Below are 15791 nucleotides of genomic sequence, written 5' to 3' on the forward strand. Positions count from 1 at the left end.
AATCAGGCACCTTTAAGTAGATTTTTAATCAGTTTAAACCCAATAGAGAAATATGTCAGCATAATTTTTGGGTTATTTTATATTTGTGGGGGATTGATTAAATTTGGTTTTTATTATTGCCATATATTGGATAAAATAATTATTAAAATATAAAGGGGGATATCATGGAAGCTTTGATACTTTATGCGACCAGGTATGGGTGTACACAGAAATGTGCCAATCAACTGGCCCAAAAACTGGGGGAGGGGGCAGAAGTAATAAATTTGGCTGCAAAGAAAGTGATAGATTTAAGCCCCTACCCACTGGTAATTTTGGGCGGCTCTATTACTGCCGGTAAGATTAATAAAGAAATAACTGGTTTTGTAAATAAAAACCTGGACCAGCTGCTTGCAAAAAAAATTGGATTATTCTTATGCTGCCTGGAGCAGGGCGAGAAGGCAGAAAAGCAGATGGAAGAAGGTTTTGGCGCCCCTCTTACCCAGCATGCGGAGGCCAAGGGATTTTTGGGGGGAGAGATAGATTTAAACAAACTCAATTTTGTATTCAGGGGCATAATAAAAAAGATGCTAAAAACTGATCAAAATGTCTCCAGCCTTTCCCCCGAGAAACTGGATAATTTTGCTGTATCCATAAGGGAATCAATAGACAATAAGTAGATGGCTAAAGAAAAGAAGTGGGTTAAATATGTGGTACTGTCTTCAGGTACTTTTTGCTTAGGCTTGGGAATAGCAGGAATTTTTTTACCCATACTGCCTACCACCCCTTTTTTGCTGGTAGCAGCTGCCTGTTATGCCAAGGGGTCGCGTAAGTTCTATGTCTGGCTGATGGGAAACCGCCTATTAGGCGGGTATATAAAAAATTACCGGGAAAAAAAGGGCATGGAAGCTAAGGCCAAAGTAATTATCCTGTTGCTGTTGTGGGCCACCATACTCAGCTCAGCATTTTTAGCTGTTGGCAACTGGTGGGTAAGGGCAATACTGCTGGCTGTAGCTGTAGCAGTTACGGTTCACCTGCTAATGCTTAAGACACTTTAAAAAAGTAAGGAATGTAATAAGGAGAAAAAATGGATGCCGAAAAATTTGAGCGAAAAGTAACCAGGCAAATGGAAGATTATTTCAGCCAATATCCCCAGCATATTGAACATACAAAGAGAGTGCTGGGTTATGCTAAACAAATAATGAATGCTGAAGGCGGAGACAGCACCGTAATAACGGCTGCTGCCCTACTGCATGATATAGGGCTGCTGGAAAGTAAACGAAAATATGGTTCTTATGCCGGCAAATATCAACAGATAGAAGGACCTCCTATTGCCCGTAAATTTTTAGAAGAGGCGGATGCCTCGCCAGAATTAATTGATGAAGTTTGTGCTATAGTGGGCAGCCACCATACCAGGGGGGTAATCAATACTACAAACTTCCATGTTATCTGGGATGCTGACTGGCTAGTAAATTTTGCTACCCTGCATGGTAAGGAAAGCCAACAAAAGAAGGCCGAACTCATAGATAAGCTGCTTATTACCGAAACCGGTAAAAAAATGGCCAGGAATATATACCTGTCCAGCTAATCATTTTTAGCTGTTAATAGTATTGGGGGGGATGGTATGAATGAATATATCCAGTGTAAAAATATAAATATTGATGCAGACAAACTGGCGGAAAAAATTTTGGATTACCAGTACCAAATACAGAAGGATCTGGGTGGGCGCTATTCTGCAAGGGACCGGCAGCTCTGTCTCAGGGATATCAAATACCACCTTAATTACCTATGCAGCTCTGTTGCTTTTGACAGCATAACCTTATTTGAGGATTATATAGATTGGGCAAGGGTGTTGCTGGGGGGATACGGTCTTCCCCCCAGGGACCTGGCAAATAACCTGGAAAGCATGAAAAAGGTGCTTTCTGAAGAGCTGCCTGCTGATATCAGGGACAAGGTTGCCTATTTTCTGCAGCAGGGCCAAAAAAGGATAAAAACCAATACCGGTAAGGTAGATTCTTTTTTAAGCACCAAGCAGCAGCACAGCCGGATTTTAAACCAGTATTTCCAAGCCCTTTTAGCCTGGAAAAAAGAGGAAGCGCTATTTGTGGTTATGGAAGCCTTAAAAAAGCAAGTTAGCATAAAGGATCTTTACTTGAAAGTATTCCAGCCAGCCCAATATGAGCTGGGAAGGCTGTGGCAGAGGGGGGAAATAGATGTAGCGGGGGAGCATTATGGTACTGCCCTTACCCAATTTATAATGTCACAGCTCTATCCCCGCATACTTTCTACTGCTAAAACAGGAAGGGTGTTTATAGGCACCTGTATTAACGGTGAGCAGCATGAAATAGGCATGAGGATGGTTACTGATTTACTGGAATATGAAGGCTGGGACACTTACTATCTGGGTGCAAATACCCCTGCCGGCAGTATTTTAGGGAAAATTAAAACCCTTAAACCTGATTTGGTAGGGATATCAGCTACCATGCTGTTTAATGTGGGAAGCGTATATGAACTGATTGTCCAGATAAGGGATAGTAACCGTAATGTAAAGATAATAGTGGGTGGTTATCCCTTCCGGCAGGACAAGGATTTGTGGAAATCCATTGGGGCTGATGGCTGTGCTGCGGATCTAGATAAAGTGGTAGAGATATGCAGCCGACTGGTCAAAGGGCCCCGCCTGGCATCTTTTACCGCTCCTAAAATGGAATTTAGTTCAAACCAGACTAAAATTGAAGATTACCCCAGCCCCCACAGCAAGTTGTTTGCCCTCAACAATGAACTTATAAACATGCAGAGACAGCTAAGCAAGAAAAACATACAGCTGGATCAGCTAAACCAAAAACTTGAATTGATTTCCATGCAGGATTCCCTGACCCAACTCTATAACCGCCGTTATTTTTACCAATCCATAAAGCAGGAAATAAACAGGGCTGACCGGATAGGATACAGGCTGGTTCTGGTATTGGCAGATTTGAATAATTTCAAACAAATAAATGATGTTCTGGGACATAAGGCAGGGGATAACCTGTTGATAGGGCTGGCCCATATTTTGCAGCAAAATTTAAGAAAAGGGCTGGATACTGCCTATCGCTGGGGAGGGGACGAATTTTTGCTTACCATGTCTAATACAAGCAAAAGCCAAGCCTGGCAGGTTATGGCCAGGATTGATGAAAAATTAAGAAAAAAGAATAGTACCGTGTCCCTAGCCTGGGGGATAATAGAGATTAATAGCAAAAACTTGGATAAAATAGATGAGTTTATCAAAAAAGCTGATGGAATGATGTATGAGCATAAGAAAAAGGTTAAGGGCTAGTATAGCTTTAGGCCTGTTAATGCTGCTGGCCAGCATTCTCATAGGGGGAAATGCCTGCAGCCAGGCTAAGCTTGCCCCAAAGTTAAAAGTAGTAACCACTATTTATCCTATCTATGATATAACTAAAAATTTGGCAGGGGATAACCTGGAAGTGGTTTGTATAATACTGCCTGGTGAAAGCCCCCACACCTTTGAGATAACCCCGGAAAGGGTTAAGCAGCTACAGGGGGCAAAATTAGCATTTAAGGTAGGCCTGGGCCTGGATGACTGGCTGGATGATACTATTAGCAGCCTGGGCCTGGGCATCCAGGTGCATAATTTACATCAGGGCATAGACCTGATAGAAGACAAGGGTGCTGCCAATCCCCATATATGGCTGTCATTGGTAAATGCCCAAACCATAGTGGAAAATATAAGTGAAAGGCTGACTGGTAGTTTTCCGCAGTTTAAAGATGAATTTGAGCAAAACCAACAGATTTATATGGAAAACCTGCAAGAAATGGATGCTGGATTTAAAGATGAAGCCGCAAATTTTAGCCAAAGTCAGTTTATAGCTTTTCATGATGCATGGAGCTATATGGCCAGGGACCTGGACTTGGAGCAGGTAATGTCGGTAGAGCCTTTCCCCGGCAAAGAGCCTGCCCCCCAGTATATTATAGAACTGTATGAAACCATACAGCAGTACCAGCTGGACACTATATTCATTGAGCCCCAACTGTCAACTGATGTGGTGAACTATTTGTCTGAAGACCTGGGGCTGGAAGTAAAAGTATTGGACCCCTTAGGGGGAACCGGGGGCAGGGATTCCTACCTGGAGCTCATGGATTATAATTTCCAACAGCTAAAATATGCTTTAAAGTGAGCAAAAAGCATTGCTTGACAATTATACTACCCATTATATTATTAAGTTGTATAATATTATTGATATAATATTATATTATTTACTTATAATAATTATAAAAATAAGATGAGAAAAATCTCCATTATTTTAGTAATATCCATTATGGCATCCTTGCTGGTTATGGCTCCCTCTAACCTATGGGGGGAAAACCTGGAGGATAAGCTGGAGCAGGTACAAAAAGAAAAAGAAAGCACCAGCAAGCAGCTGGAACAGGAAAAGATAAAGGAGCAGCAGTACCTGGAACAGATTGATTCTATAGAAGATGAGATGCTGGCGGTTCTGGATGAGATTGAGCATTTAAACCACCAGTTGGATGAATTGGAAATAGAGATAAACAAAAGCAATTTGGAGCTGGAAATTAAAGAAAAGGAACTGGTTCAGACCGAGCAGGAGCTTCAGGAAAAGGTAGCCCTTTTAAATGGAAGGGTATCCAATATTTATAAAAATAAGAATTTAACCTTTATACAAGCCATCATAAATTCAGAAAGCTTCCTTGATTTTCTGTCCAAATTAAAAATGATGACATTGATTGCCGAACAGGATGCCCAGGTGGTGCAGGAAATAAAAATAAAGAGGCAGGCTATTATAAATATTAAAAACGCTATTTTACAGTTAAGCCAGGTTTTAGAAGTACAAAAGCAGGACCTGGAAAACCTGATACAAGTAAAAGAGGGTAAAAAGGTAGATTTAGAGGAAATCTATGAGCAAAAGAAGAGCTTGCTGTCTGAAACTATTGCCCATAAGAGTACCCTGCTGGCCATGGAAAAACAGCTGGCAGCTAAAGAGGCTGAAATCAAGAAGACCCTGGAAAGCTATCGTTACGGAAACGCTCCCAGCGGAAGGTTCGCCTGGCCCACCAACGGCATACTTACTTCCGGGTTCGGATATAGAAGCAGCCCGGTATTTGGGGCCACCCGGTTCCATTCAGGCATTGATATTGGCTGCGATACGGGAACCCCGGTGATTGCTGCTGAGGGGGGACAAGTGGTACAGACCGCCCATATAGGTGGTTATGGTTTATCGGTGCTCATATACCATGGGGGAGGAGTGGCTACCTTTTATGCCCACTTGTCAGGGTTTGCAGTGTCCGGAGGCCAGACAGTAAAAAGAGGCCAGGTGATTGGCTATGTAGGCACCACCGGTTGGACCACCGGCCCCCATCTTCATTTTGAGGTCAGGGTAAACGGAGTCCCCCAGGACCCCCGTAAATACTTATAATTTTGCCATTAGTAAGGTTTGTTATAAAATAGTCTAAAAAGTCAGGAGTATAATTATGAAAAAATCAGTAGTTAAATTTGCCTCCATGGAGTATGACCGGCTGGACGCCCAGGCTACTCTGCCTGCAAAACTGGAAAGGCTGCTTCTTTCAATAAATTTAAAAGATATGGTAGAAGATAAATCAGTTGCCCTGAAGATGCATCTGGGCACCAACCTGGGCTATACCACCATCCATCCCTTATTTGTAAAAATTATAGTAGACCAGTTAAAAAAAGCAGGAGGCAGGGTTTTTATAACTGACCTGGATTCCTCAGTGGCCAGCGCCAAGGACAGGGGATATGGGGAAGCGGTCCTGGGTATCCCGCTTATATCTACCACCGGGCTTTTTGACAAGTATTATTACGACCATCCGGTTGATTTTAAAACCCTGGACAAGGTACAGGTAGCCGGACACATCCAGGATGCAGATGTTTTAATTGATTTTTCCCATGTAAAAGGCCACGGAGTCTGTGCCTATGGCGGGGCCTGCAAAAATATTGCTATGGGATGCGTTACCAGGAAAACCAGGAGGGATCTCCATGCATTGGAAGGCGGAATAAACTGGAACCGGGACCTTTGCAGCCATTGCTATACCTGTGTGGATTCATGCCGATACAATGCGAATAAATTTGATGATGATGGCAACTATGAAATTTTTTACCATGACTGTACTTACTGCCAGCATTGCATAGATGTTTGCCCCAATGAAGCCCTTACCCTGGTGGGGAAAAAATATGAGGATTTTCAGGAAGGCATGGCCATAGCTACCCAGAAGGTGCTGGAAACATTTGATAAGGGCAGTGTTTACTATATAAACTTTTTGCTTAACATAACTATACTTTGTGACTGCTGGGGTTTTTCTACTCCTTCCCTGGTACCGGACATCGGTATACTGGCTTCTGATGACATGGTAGCCATTGAACAGGCTTCGCTGGATTTAATTGATGATGCTAAACTCCTTGCCGGGTCCCTGCCTAAAGGAAGGGAGCTGGCCCCGGGAGATCATTTATTTGAAAAAATTCATGGCAAGGATCCTTATCTACAGATACAAAAGCTGAAAAACAGGGGGCTGGGAAATGATAATTACAATTTGGAAGAAATCAAATAGATGGGCCTAAAAAACATGGCAGGTTCTTTTTTATGGATATTATTATGCCTGTATGGCGTATTGATGCTTAGTATAGTTATATTCGGAATAGGGGTAAAACCGGCTTACAGCAATGAAGCGGTTAGCCTGTTTGGAATACCATTTTTACAGAAAGCTGCCGGCTATAGCGCTATAAAGTGGCTACCGTATGTCCTGGATAAAATAATTTGGGCCGGATTCGTTTTTATTTTTTTACGGATAGCCAGGTCAGGCAGCTACACATCCATAAAAGCTATTATTTTTCTGGCATTATTTCTGATAATAATGTATGCAGTTACTTTCCCCCTGAGCTGGTGGCGGGGATTTCTGATTGAAAAAAGTTTCGGCTTATCCAGCCAATCCCTGGGGGGCTGGCTTCTGGATTACGGCAAGTCAGTTATGGTATCCTTTCTACTCTCCTTTGCCGGTTACTGCGGCCTGTATTTTTTAATAGGCCATTTTCCCCGCAACTGGTGGCTGCTGGCCTGGGCAGCTTTACTGTTGTTTTCACTAATATCAACCATACTATATCCACTGGTAATAGATCCCCTCTTTTATAATTTTGAGCCTCTCCAAGACCAGGAAATGGTAGCCAGCATAAAAGAGATGGGACATAAGGCGGGAATAAATATAGACCAGGTGCTGGTAGCTGATGCCAGCAGGCGGACGGTAAAAGCCAATGCTTACTTTACAGGACTGGGCAGGACCAGGAGAATTGTTATTTATGACAATTTGCTTAACCGGTTTAGCTCTGACCAGGCATTGGCGGTGGTAGCCCATGAGATAGGGCACTGGAAGTCGGGACACCTGCTTAAATGGTTACTTATTTCTGTGCCCGCCTTCTTTTTGTTTATGGCGGCGGCCTTTGGGATTACCAGGAGCCTGGGCGGAAAGGTATTGACCCAGGTAATGATAGTGATTGTACTATATGTTTTACTGTCTACAGTAGCCCTGCCGGTTCAGAACCTAATTTCCAGGAACTTTGAAAGGCAGGCTGACCAGGTAGCGCTGGAGCTTACCGGCAACCCCCAGGCCCTAGTGGACCTGTATGTAAATTTAGCCCAAACCAATTACTCTAATGTAGAGCCCCACCCCTTAACCAGGAGCTTGTGGTATAGCCATCCTCCCATCATGGAGAGGATAAGAGTGGCCAGAAACTATTATTGATTATGCCGGTTATGGTGTTTCTGGCCGTATCGGTTTTGGTACCCGCTGTTAATGTTTTCAATATCTTGCAGGATCTGGTCCTGATTTTCAGCCGACAGGCATCCGTATTGCTTGCACTGGCCGTATTGTTGTTCAATATTTTCCATAACCTGGTCAGCCAGCTGCTGGGGAGTATCTTCGGAGGCCATAACCTGCCTGGCTTCTTCTATTCTCTTGTTCAGCATATTAAGATGAAGTTTTGGCTTCTGGGAAGAAGGATAAATAAATAGCTGTACCTCTTCCACCGTTCTTTTAACCGGATAAAGCGCCTGGCCCGGTATGCTGCCCTGGGATGCATAGGCGGTACCGGCAAAAGAGAAAGAGACAACTATGAAGGCAGTAAGAAAAGCAATGGCCGGTTTTAGCCATCCTGCCCTTATCCTTTTTGGCGGAACCTGGCTTAGTGCTTGCTGCAGGGCGGATTTTAGAAAATTTTCATCAGGCTGCAATGATTTTAAGCCTTGAACCTGCATGGCGCTTTTAAGGTATGGTTCCAGCTCTTCCCGGCAGCAGCTGTATTTTTCCAGGCAATAAGAAATACTGTATCCTTTCTTTAAAAGGACCAGGCATTTTTCCGTTATATTTTGTATTTGTTTTTTATTCATTTTCCTGTATATATTTCCTTAAAGCATCCAGGGCCCTGAATACTATGCCCCTTAATGTATTCTGCCTTTTACCGGTTATCCTGGATATCAGCTTATAGTCAAAGTCTTCTACCAGCTTTAGTACCACTACTTCCCTCTGCAGGTCGGTGAGCCTGGACAAAGCTTTAAATAATTTTTCATTTTTTATGCCCAGTTCCAGGAAAAGGTAAGTGCTGTTATCAATTAAACCATTGTGTTTACCAGGTTCCTGTCCTTTATCCGGAGAGGGATTTCTGGTTTCTCTATCCTGTTTACGGTAGTAATCGATAAGAAGATTCCTGGCTACCTTGTAAAGCCAGGCAAAAAATTGCCGGCTGTTAAATTTTTTGCTGTTCAGGTTGCTGTAAGCCCTTAAGGCCAGCTGGCTGCATATATCTTCTGCCTCCTGCCTGTTTCCGGTACGATAATAACAATACCGGAACAGCGGTGGCATAAACTGGCGGTAAATCTTTTCAAACCAGATCCGGTCCCCGCTTTTTTTATACTGTCTAAGGTATAAGTCTAAATTTTCCAATTATTGTTTCCAGTTGGTTTTTACCAGATATTATACCTTATTTGCTCATATCTTTTCACAGCCATTATTCTTTAACGTCTTAAAGGACCGTTTAAAGTAACAAACTATGGTACTTCCATTTAACATCAGGTGAAAAACGACCATAGCTATAAGCAATATGGAGCTCCAGTCATGGAACAATTTCAAGGAACTTCTAGAGGCCAGATCCAGTATACTGGCTCCAGCCCCCTGTCCGGCCCGGGTACCGGGACCGGATGGGGTAACCATCAATACTATTCCGGTTAGGGCGCTGATCAGCATAAAGAACAGCAAAAAAATATCTATGATTATTTTTAACTTAATTTTTAGTCTCAATTATTTCTGCCTCGTCTGCCCTGGCCTAACTGGTTAGTCCTTAATTGCTGGCACTGCTGCTGCAGCTGCGGGCATTGCCCATCTTCTGACAATCTTTCCTGGTTTCTAAGCTGCTGGCACTCTCCATCGCAATCCTGGTTATCCTGATTGTATTGATACCTGTACTCATGGCGTTCCTGCTGGCATAAAGCCTTATCCTGGCCACAAATACAATCGGAATAAGCGGCCTGGTTTTGTCCTTGTTTCTCATTATTGTAGGCATATATAAAGCCTGCGGAACTGAGAAGCACCACTGCCGCTATAGCCACTGCTATTACTGCTTTCTTAATCATCCTGTATTCCTTTCGTTCCTGTTTATTATATATAAACGCAGGAGAAGCTAATTTTGTTAGGGCAAGTTTATTTATTTAAAATTTGATTGCTTTAGACTTTTACTTTTATGGTTATAATATAATTAATGTAACAAGTCTTATAAGGGGCAGTAATTGATAAAAAAATTAATGGTGGGAATATGCACTATACTTTTTTTAGCTGTAGTTAGCTGCAGCCCCCAGGCAGCGGAACCAGTAACCACGCCAATAGAAGAGGATTCTCCATCTTTGCCGGAAACTGAAGTGGAAAACAGGGTAATATATATGGAGATTGGTACCGATGTCCAATCCAATCATTTTGAACACAGGGTGGCCAACATTTACAGCATAAGGGTAGATGGCTCGGGCCAGGAATTGATATTTTCGGATATGGATTATCCCTGGGACTTGGGTAGGGTATATAGTGTTTCCCCCGACGGCAATAAGATAGCAGTATCCTTCTTTGAGGGTGGGAGGGGAGCTTATAGCAGTTTATCCATTATTGATATGAACACGGGCCAGGTGGAGACAGCGGCAGAATTTGATTATACCCAGTCTGAAAATGTTGATCTTATTAAGCAGCTGTATGGAGAGCCGGTATGGTCTTTAGACAGTACTACGCTGGCGTATGAGGTAATAAATGTGCCTACAGAACCTGAACCAGGAAGATATTATACCGACTGGGTACAGCTGTATGTTTTGGGCTCGGGCCAGGCAGAGCAGGTTATTCCAAGGATAGGGGGAATGTGCGCCACTAAACTGACTTTTATGCAGCCGGTACTTTTTCTGCCGGATGGGCAACTGGCAGTGGTCTACCATGCTTACTACAGTAATGAGAAAGACCCTTATGACATCTATTCTATAAATGAGGAAGTGTATCTGATGGATTTGGAAACGGCGGATATAAGCATGATTATAAATGCAAAAGATTTTGAGCAGGTAGAAGCAGTGCAAAGTTTTTCCAATTTTAAATGGTGGGATGGCAAAATAGTATTTGAACTTCTGGGAGACTTTGAAGAAGATGGCGATGTATATGCCTATCTTCCTGCTGACCGCAAGATAGAAGCGGTTACTTCGGATCCTGATTTAAGGGAGCAGCAGCCGGACAGCAGCAAAGATTTGCTGTGCTATGTAGGGGTTCCCAGGTATGGAACCATTTCCTATCAAAACCCAGCCGGCGATATTTATATCAGGCAGGGCAGTGATTTGAGCAAGGTAAGTGAAAACAGCAAATCAAGCCAGCCCCTATTTTCACCAGATGGAAATTTCATAGCTTATGTTGAATATGAATATGATCAAAATTATGAATACATTAAAGGCAGGACAATCAAATCCTATAATGTAGGAACAGGCCAAACCGAAGAAGCAGTATTTTCCGAACAGATAATAGAACTGGCAGGCTGGGCTGTTCTGGAACAGGAGAAATAATGAAATTGATTCTTAAAGAGAAGACCCAAAACGCAAAAGATGTATTTTCCTTTAAATTTAACCCCCAGCAGCATTTCGACTGGGTGCCGGGGCAATATGTGCAGGTAGTGCTCCCCCATAAAAATCCTGATAACAGGGGAATAAAAAGGTTTTTTTCCATTGCGTCTGCTCCGCAGGAGAAAATCATTATGATAACCACCAGGATAATGGAGGAAGGGGGCAGTACTTTTAAGGCCAGGCTGATGGAACTAAAACCAGGCGCTTTTATGGAAGCTTCGAAACCCCGGGGTGATTTTAAGGTAGCTGATGCTGATAAAAGGCAGGTAATGATTGCAGGAGGAATAGGTATTACTCCCTTCAGGTCAATTTTACTGGATTTGGACTACAGGCATAAATTAAAAGATATAATCTTGCTTTATGCCTCCAGGGATAATCCCCCCATATTTTATGAAGAATTAGAAAAACTTGATAAAAAAAATAAGGGTTTTAAACTCATAATACCGGAAGTTACCATAGATTCCGGGGTAATAGCCCGGGAGATAGGAGACTTAAAAGATACCCTCTATATGGTGTCAGGCCCTGCAGGAATGGTAAAAGCGCTAGGGCAGCAGCTGGAAGGGCTGGGGGTAGAACCCCAAAACATCAAAAAAGATTTCTTCCCCGGTTATGATTAAAAAGGAAAGATTTTTAAAAAAACTGAACCGTATACTGGGATATTTGCTAATACCGGCATTTGTGGTGCTTATGGTTACCGGCTACCGTCAGCTGGGTTATTTTACTTTTTTTACCCGGGGCACGGCTAACCTTTTACACCAGGTTTATATCAATATAGTGTTTTTAATATTGTTTACCATGCATGCAGGCCTCAGCCTAAGGGCTTCTTTGGCCCGGAATAAGGTTAAGGGGAAAGCAGTAGACCTGTTGCTATTAGTCTGCGGCCTGCTGTTTATATTGGCTTTTTCTTATTTTGCCTTATCATGAATAAAAAAATTTTCTACATTTTAGCGGTAGTGGCAGCGGCAGGATTGTTAGCCCTGCTCATATATTCCATAGCACAGGACAGGCAGGAACAGGCCAGCCTGGATCAAGGCTTTAATTTTGAGGATATAGATATAAGCCAGATAGGAAATGACAGCGAGTTTGCCTCAGCATTACCGGAGTACCGAATTCTTTTTAACGGTTTGGTAAAAGAAGAAGTGGAACTGAATTTGGTACAGATCATTGAAAAATATTTGCATCTGGCAGAAACCAGGATAGTTCATGGAGTGCGTTCCGATGGGGAGCAAGTGGATATAGAATACACCGGCTTGGACCTGCGGTATTTGCTTGAAGATATAGAAATCCTGGATCAGGCCCAAAATATTATTGTTTATGGTACCGACCTTTATGCTGCCAATTTTACCTTAGAAGAGCTTAAGCAGGATATGATGCTGGTTTGGAAAAAGGAAGGCCAGTATATGGTTCCCAGCCAGGATGGTGTATTAAAAATAGTTCAGCATAACGGGCCTACTTTTAAATGGGTCAAGAACCCGGTACTATTTAATATTATCCCAGAGCTGCAGGAAATGGCGGATGAAAGCGGGCAGCTGGATCCAGGGATTTTAGAGTTTGCGTCTGAGCAGACCATGTTTGTGCTTACCATAGGAATGGTGCCCCAGATAGACAGTAATGATTGGTCCCTAGCTATTGAAGGTTTGGTGGAAAAAGAGATGAGCCTAGATTACGGTCAACTTAAAAATATGCCCCAAGAGTCGGTATATGCTACCCTGGAGACCATCTCCAACCCCCAGGGAGGGCCCTTAATTGGAAATGCAGTTTGGTCGGGAGTCCCCCTGGCCTATATAATGGATATGGTTCAATACAGCCCCCAGACACAGGAAGTAGTATTTTACTGCACCGATGGTTATTCTACCAGCATAACCCTAGAGGAAGCCCTGCAGCCTGGAGTAATGCTGGCTTATGCCATGAATGGCCGGGATTTAAGTGCTGAACATGGTTTTCCGGTAAGGGCTGTAGTTCCATCCAAATACGGAATGAAATGGGCAAAATGGATTGAGAGGATAGAATTTGTAGATTATGATTATAAAGGGTATTGGGAAAGCAGGGGGTGGTCTGACTATGCAGGCAGGGATACCCCTGAGCAAAGATTTGAGTAAGGAGAAAGCGTGATTTATACCTACATACTGCCTTTGGGCATAACCGCCTACCTGTCTGTGCTGGTGGCTTTAGCCGGCTTGATTGGTTTTCGGTTAAAAAAAAGGAAAATCTATTACAAGATACACCGTATAGCAGGCATAGTAGCCATTGCAGCAGCTACCATACATGGAATTTTAGCCTTAATCTTTTACCTGGGTTAATTTAAGCTGACAGAAACCGAAGATCTTTTGGAATGCTTACTGTCAAAATCCGGGCTGTCGCTAACGGCTAAGATCATCTTGTAGGTTTGTCCCGGGATAAGCTCCTGGTCATATTCATCGCCTGAATCAAGTAAAATAACGAATTCAAAAGCATCGGGGCTGCCTGCATGTTCCTCTATGTCGCTGGTGCCGCCCAGTTCTGTATCCGGCTGATGGTCAAAGTTGGAAACACCAAAATCATCCCTGATTAAGGCCTGGTCCTCTGAAAATGCCATCATGATTATGTTAGCGTCTTTCATGGCAAAACTGGGATTAAAACCAACTGCCGCCCATCCAGGTCCTAAGCCGGTTATCCCCATGTATAGCAGGGTATTGTCCTGAGACCAGTAGACAGCAAGCCCGGTGGCGCTGTCCTCTACCAAAAACTGGTATTCATTTTCCTCCACAACCCCGTTGGTATTTATGTTTTGTACCGTATATCCATCAGTGCCTGAGGATTGGACCTGGATCTCAGGCTGGCTGCAAGCAGATAATACCAGCACAGAGGTTATTACCAGTATAGTTAAAGCAATATTTTTTTTCACCTATCCTCCTATTATTGTTTAGTTCTAAATTAGCATAATTTTAATTTAGTTGAAATTAACTGATTATCAGAAATATAATGATTATAATTGACACAATGAAGGTCCTCCTATATTATTAGTATTAATTACTAATTAAGATAAATTATTAACAAAGGAGGAGTAATGGAAGACAGGATGCCCTTATTAGGAGAAATATTTCCCGAAATGGAAGTAGTAACCACCCATGGAAAGCTTAAGCTGCCTATTGATTATGCTGGAAAATGGTTTATTTTGTTTAGCCATCCCGCTGATTTTACACCGGTATGCACTACTGAATTCGTTGCTTTCCAGAAAAGGTATGACCAGTTCAGGAAATTTAATTGCGAATTAATCGGATTAAGCATAGACCAGGTTTTTTCCCATATTAAATGGGTGCAGTGGATAAAAGAAAATCTTGATGTTGAAATCAAGTTTCCAATAATTGCTGATGATGCCGGTGCGGTGTCTCAAAAACTGGGTTTTATCCATCCGGGTAAAGGGACCAATACAGTTAGGGCGGTAATGATAGTAGACCCTAATGCCAGGATAAGGGCAATGCTCTATTACCCCCAGGAGTTAGGCAGAAATATGGATGAAATTTTAAGGATGATAGAAGCATTCCAGGTAGCAGAGAAAAACGGAGTGGCCATGCCTGCCAACTGGCCTAATAATGAAATAATAAAAGATGAAGTTATAATACCGCCCCCTACCGATGAAAGGGCAATAGCAGATAGGATGAAAAAATATGATTGCTTTGACTGGTGGTTCTGTCATAAAAAATTATAGGAGGTAAATATGGCTGAAAAAATGCAAATTTATAAATGTGAAGTATGCGGCAACATAGTAGAAGTGCTTCATGGGGGAAAGGGAGAGCTGGTATGCTGTAATGAGCCCATGAAACTGTTTAAGGAAAATACGGTAGATGCAGCTAAGGAAAAACATGTTCCCGTTATAAAAAGAGATGGTGATATGGTAAAAGTCAAGGTAGGGAGCGTGGACCATCCCATGGAAGAAAAACATTATATTGAATGGATTCAGATAGTGGATGGAGATGTGGCGTACCGTAAGTTTCTTAAGCCGGGTGATGCGCCGGAGGCAGAATTTTCCGTAAGCAGTAAAGATATTTACGCAAGGGAGTATTGTAATATTCATGGATTGTGGAAAGGATAAAAAATGATAAGCAAAAAAATGCAAACAGCTATAAATGAACAGATAAATGCGGAGATGTATTCCTCTTACCTTTATCTGGCCATGAGTGCCTATTTTGAAAATACAGACCTTACCGGTTTTGCTAACTGGATGAGGATACAGGCCCAGGAAGAACTGGATCATGCTATGAAGTTTTTTGATTTTGTAAACGAAAGGGGAGGCCAGGTGGTACTGAAGGACATAAAGGCTTCTGCTACTGCCTGGAAGTCACCGGTAGAGGTAATGGAAGCAGTATATGCCCACGAGCAAAAGGTTACCGGGCTTATAAATGACCTGGTTGATTTGGCCATAAAGGAAAAAGACCATGCTTCTAATAATTTTTTACAGTGGTTTGTGGCAGAGCAGGTGGAAGAAGAGGCTTCAGCTGAAGCTATCATAAAAAAGCTTAAGCTGGTAAGCGGTACCGGTAATGGATTGTTTATGATAGACCAGGAGTTGGCCAAGAGGGTTTATACTCCCCCGGCTGCTGCTGAATAATAATGGTTTTAAAAAAAATATAAAAAGTTATATATTATAATCGCACCTTTAAAGGTGCGATTATATTTTGCAAGCTA

At 42.5% G+C, this 15791-nt stretch carries 21 protein-coding genes; 16 read left to right on the forward strand and 5 right to left on the reverse strand.

Annotated features, from left to right (window positions below):
• Positions 1 to 164 precede the first annotated feature (164 nt).
• From PHN32_03605 to PHN32_03640, 8 genes are all read left to right on the forward strand, one after another.
• Positions 165 to 656 (forward strand): flavodoxin domain-containing protein, encoded by a 492-nt coding sequence (locus tag PHN32_03605; GenBank protein ID MDD3776674.1) that lies wholly within the window; start codon positions 165 to 167, stop codon positions 654 to 656.
• Positions 657 to 1034, forward strand: a complete 378-nt coding sequence (locus tag PHN32_03610; protein ID MDD3776675.1) for a YbaN family protein — start codon at positions 657 to 659, stop codon at positions 1032 to 1034.
• A 29-nt stretch (positions 1035 to 1063) separates the two neighbouring features.
• Positions 1064 to 1564 (forward strand): HD domain-containing protein, encoded by a 501-nt coding sequence (locus tag PHN32_03615; GenBank protein ID MDD3776676.1) that lies wholly within the window; start codon positions 1064 to 1066, stop codon positions 1562 to 1564.
• Positions 1565 to 1600: 36 nt separating this feature from the next.
• Positions 1601 to 3289 (forward strand): diguanylate cyclase, encoded by a 1689-nt coding sequence (locus tag PHN32_03620; protein ID MDD3776677.1) that lies wholly within the window; start codon positions 1601 to 1603, stop codon positions 3287 to 3289.
• Positions 3261 to 4151 carry a metal ABC transporter substrate-binding protein gene (locus PHN32_03625; protein ID MDD3776678.1) on the forward strand — a complete coding sequence of 297 codons (891 nt, stop codon included), beginning with the start codon at positions 3261 to 3263 and terminating at the stop codon, positions 4149 to 4151. The genes PHN32_03620 and PHN32_03625 overlap by 29 nt, the downstream gene beginning before the upstream one ends.
• Before the next feature lie 105 nt (positions 4152 to 4256).
• Positions 4257 to 5408 carry a peptidoglycan DD-metalloendopeptidase family protein gene (locus PHN32_03630; GenBank protein ID MDD3776679.1) on the forward strand — a complete coding sequence of 384 codons (1152 nt, stop codon included), beginning with the start codon at positions 4257 to 4259 and terminating at the stop codon, positions 5406 to 5408.
• Between the two features lie 55 nt (positions 5409 to 5463).
• On the forward strand, positions 5464 to 6555 hold the full coding sequence (locus PHN32_03635; GenBank protein MDD3776680.1) for a DUF362 domain-containing protein: 1092 nt from the start codon (positions 5464 to 5466) through the stop codon (positions 6553 to 6555).
• Positions 6556 to 7740, forward strand: coding sequence for a M48 family metallopeptidase (locus PHN32_03640; GenBank protein MDD3776681.1), 1185 nt, complete (start codon positions 6556 to 6558; stop codon positions 7738 to 7740). It abuts the gene before it with no gap.
• On the opposite strand, the gene PHN32_03645 is transcribed toward PHN32_03640, so the two are convergent.
• From PHN32_03645 to PHN32_03660, 4 genes are read right to left on the reverse strand one after another with little or no spacing between them, the layout of a single operon-like run.
• Entirely contained in the window at positions 7734 to 8384 is a 651-nt protein-coding gene (locus PHN32_03645) for a DUF5667 domain-containing protein (protein ID MDD3776682.1), read from the reverse strand. The two genes, PHN32_03640 and PHN32_03645, sit on opposite strands and share 7 nt — an antisense overlap.
• Positions 8377 to 8937, reverse strand: a complete 561-nt coding sequence (locus PHN32_03650; protein MDD3776683.1) for an RNA polymerase sigma factor — start codon at positions 8935 to 8937, stop codon at positions 8377 to 8379. The genes PHN32_03645 and PHN32_03650 overlap by 8 nt, the downstream gene beginning before the upstream one ends.
• A gap of 45 nt (positions 8938 to 8982) precedes the next feature.
• Complete coding sequence (locus PHN32_03655) at positions 8983 to 9291, reverse strand: DUF4405 domain-containing protein (protein MDD3776684.1); 309 nt, start codon at positions 9289 to 9291, stop codon at positions 8983 to 8985.
• Positions 9288 to 9623 carry a hypothetical protein gene (locus tag PHN32_03660; protein ID MDD3776685.1) on the reverse strand — a complete coding sequence of 112 codons (336 nt, stop codon included), beginning with the start codon at positions 9621 to 9623 and terminating at the stop codon, positions 9288 to 9290. The genes PHN32_03655 and PHN32_03660 overlap by 4 nt, the downstream gene beginning before the upstream one ends.
• 153 nt (positions 9624 to 9776) lie before the next feature.
• Here PHN32_03660 and PHN32_03665 point away from each other — a divergent pair, with 153 nt between their 5' ends.
• From PHN32_03665 to PHN32_03685, 5 genes are read left to right on the forward strand one after another with little or no spacing between them, the layout of a single operon-like run.
• On the forward strand, positions 9777 to 11069 hold the full coding sequence (locus PHN32_03665; protein MDD3776686.1) for a hypothetical protein: 1293 nt from the start codon (positions 9777 to 9779) through the stop codon (positions 11067 to 11069).
• The gene (locus tag PHN32_03670; protein MDD3776687.1) at positions 11069 to 11743 is read left to right on the forward strand and encodes an FAD-dependent oxidoreductase; all 675 of its coding nucleotides are present in this window, start codon (positions 11069 to 11071) and stop codon (positions 11741 to 11743) included. The genes PHN32_03665 and PHN32_03670 overlap by 1 nt, the downstream gene beginning before the upstream one ends.
• Positions 11736 to 12050 (forward strand): hypothetical protein, encoded by a 315-nt coding sequence (locus tag PHN32_03675; protein ID MDD3776688.1) that lies wholly within the window; start codon positions 11736 to 11738, stop codon positions 12048 to 12050. The genes PHN32_03670 and PHN32_03675 overlap by 8 nt, the downstream gene beginning before the upstream one ends.
• Entirely contained in the window at positions 12047 to 13225 is a 1179-nt protein-coding gene (locus tag PHN32_03680) for a molybdopterin-dependent oxidoreductase (GenBank protein MDD3776689.1), read from the forward strand. The genes PHN32_03675 and PHN32_03680 overlap by 4 nt, the downstream gene beginning before the upstream one ends.
• 9 nt (positions 13226 to 13234) lie before the next feature.
• A complete protein-coding gene (locus PHN32_03685; GenBank protein ID MDD3776690.1) occupies positions 13235 to 13426 on the forward strand; it encodes a hypothetical protein in 192 nt (63 codons plus the stop codon).
• Here the strand turns inward: PHN32_03685 and PHN32_03690 are convergent.
• On the reverse strand, positions 13423 to 14010 hold the full coding sequence (locus tag PHN32_03690; GenBank protein ID MDD3776691.1) for a DOMON domain-containing protein: 588 nt from the start codon (positions 14008 to 14010) through the stop codon (positions 13423 to 13425). The genes PHN32_03685 and PHN32_03690 overlap by 4 nt on opposite strands.
• A gap of 162 nt (positions 14011 to 14172) precedes the next feature.
• Between PHN32_03690 and PHN32_03695 the strand changes: the two genes are divergently transcribed.
• The 3 genes from PHN32_03695 to PHN32_03705 are packed head-to-tail and all read left to right on the forward strand — an operon-like array spanning position 14173 to position 15714.
• Complete coding sequence (locus PHN32_03695; GenBank protein ID MDD3776692.1) at positions 14173 to 14814, forward strand: peroxiredoxin; 642 nt, start codon at positions 14173 to 14175, stop codon at positions 14812 to 14814.
• Between the two features lie 9 nt (positions 14815 to 14823).
• Positions 14824 to 15198, forward strand: a complete 375-nt coding sequence (locus tag PHN32_03700) for a desulfoferrodoxin (GenBank protein MDD3776693.1) — start codon at positions 14824 to 14826, stop codon at positions 15196 to 15198.
• A gap of 3 nt (positions 15199 to 15201) precedes the next feature.
• Positions 15202 to 15714: a ferritin gene (locus tag PHN32_03705; GenBank protein MDD3776694.1), complete on the forward strand. Its 513-nt coding sequence runs from the start codon at positions 15202 to 15204 to the stop codon at positions 15712 to 15714.
• Positions 15715 to 15791: the final 77 nt, after the last annotated feature.

This window comes from Actinomycetota bacterium, assembly GCA_028698215.1.
In the GTDB taxonomy this organism is placed as follows: Bacteria; Actinomycetota; Humimicrobiia; order Humimicrobiales; family Humimicrobiaceae; genus Halolacustris.

Bases quoted from the DNA above. Each gene is read 5' to 3' on its own strand.
- PHN32_03635 (MDD3776680.1), top strand. From the start codon at position 5,464: ATGAAAAAATCAGTAGTTAAATTTGCCTCCATGGAGTATGACCGGCTG.
- PHN32_03675 (MDD3776688.1), top strand. From the start codon at position 11,736: ATGATTAAAAAGGAAAGATTTTTAAAAAAACTGAACCGTATACTGGGA.
- PHN32_03625 (MDD3776678.1), top strand. From the start codon at position 3,261: ATGAGCATAAGAAAAAGGTTAAGGGCTAGTATAGCTTTAGGCCTGTTA.
- PHN32_03630 (MDD3776679.1), top strand. From the start codon at position 4,257: ATGAGAAAAATCTCCATTATTTTAGTAATATCCATTATGGCATCCTTG.
- PHN32_03695 (MDD3776692.1), top strand. From the start codon at position 14,173: ATGGAAGACAGGATGCCCTTATTAGGAGAAATATTTCCCGAAATGGAA.
- PHN32_03700 (MDD3776693.1), top strand. From the start codon at position 14,824: ATGGCTGAAAAAATGCAAATTTATAAATGTGAAGTATGCGGCAACATA.
- PHN32_03645 (MDD3776682.1), bottom strand. From the start codon at position 8,384: ATGAATAAAAAACAAATACAAAATATAACGGAAAAATGCCTGGTCCTT.
- PHN32_03705 (MDD3776694.1), top strand. From the start codon at position 15,202: ATGATAAGCAAAAAAATGCAAACAGCTATAAATGAACAGATAAATGCG.
- PHN32_03660 (MDD3776685.1), bottom strand. From the start codon at position 9,623: ATGATTAAGAAAGCAGTAATAGCAGTGGCTATAGCGGCAGTGGTGCTT.
- PHN32_03620 (MDD3776677.1), top strand. From the start codon at position 1,601: ATGAATGAATATATCCAGTGTAAAAATATAAATATTGATGCAGACAAA.
- PHN32_03680 (MDD3776689.1), top strand. From the start codon at position 12,047: ATGAATAAAAAAATTTTCTACATTTTAGCGGTAGTGGCAGCGGCAGGA.
- PHN32_03670 (MDD3776687.1), top strand. From the start codon at position 11,069: ATGAAATTGATTCTTAAAGAGAAGACCCAAAACGCAAAAGATGTATTT.
- PHN32_03640 (MDD3776681.1), top strand. From the start codon at position 6,556: ATGGGCCTAAAAAACATGGCAGGTTCTTTTTTATGGATATTATTATGC.
- PHN32_03610 (MDD3776675.1), top strand. From the start codon at position 657: ATGGCTAAAGAAAAGAAGTGGGTTAAATATGTGGTACTGTCTTCAGGT.
- PHN32_03605 (MDD3776674.1), top strand. From the start codon at position 165: ATGGAAGCTTTGATACTTTATGCGACCAGGTATGGGTGTACACAGAAA.
- PHN32_03615 (MDD3776676.1), top strand. From the start codon at position 1,064: ATGGATGCCGAAAAATTTGAGCGAAAAGTAACCAGGCAAATGGAAGAT.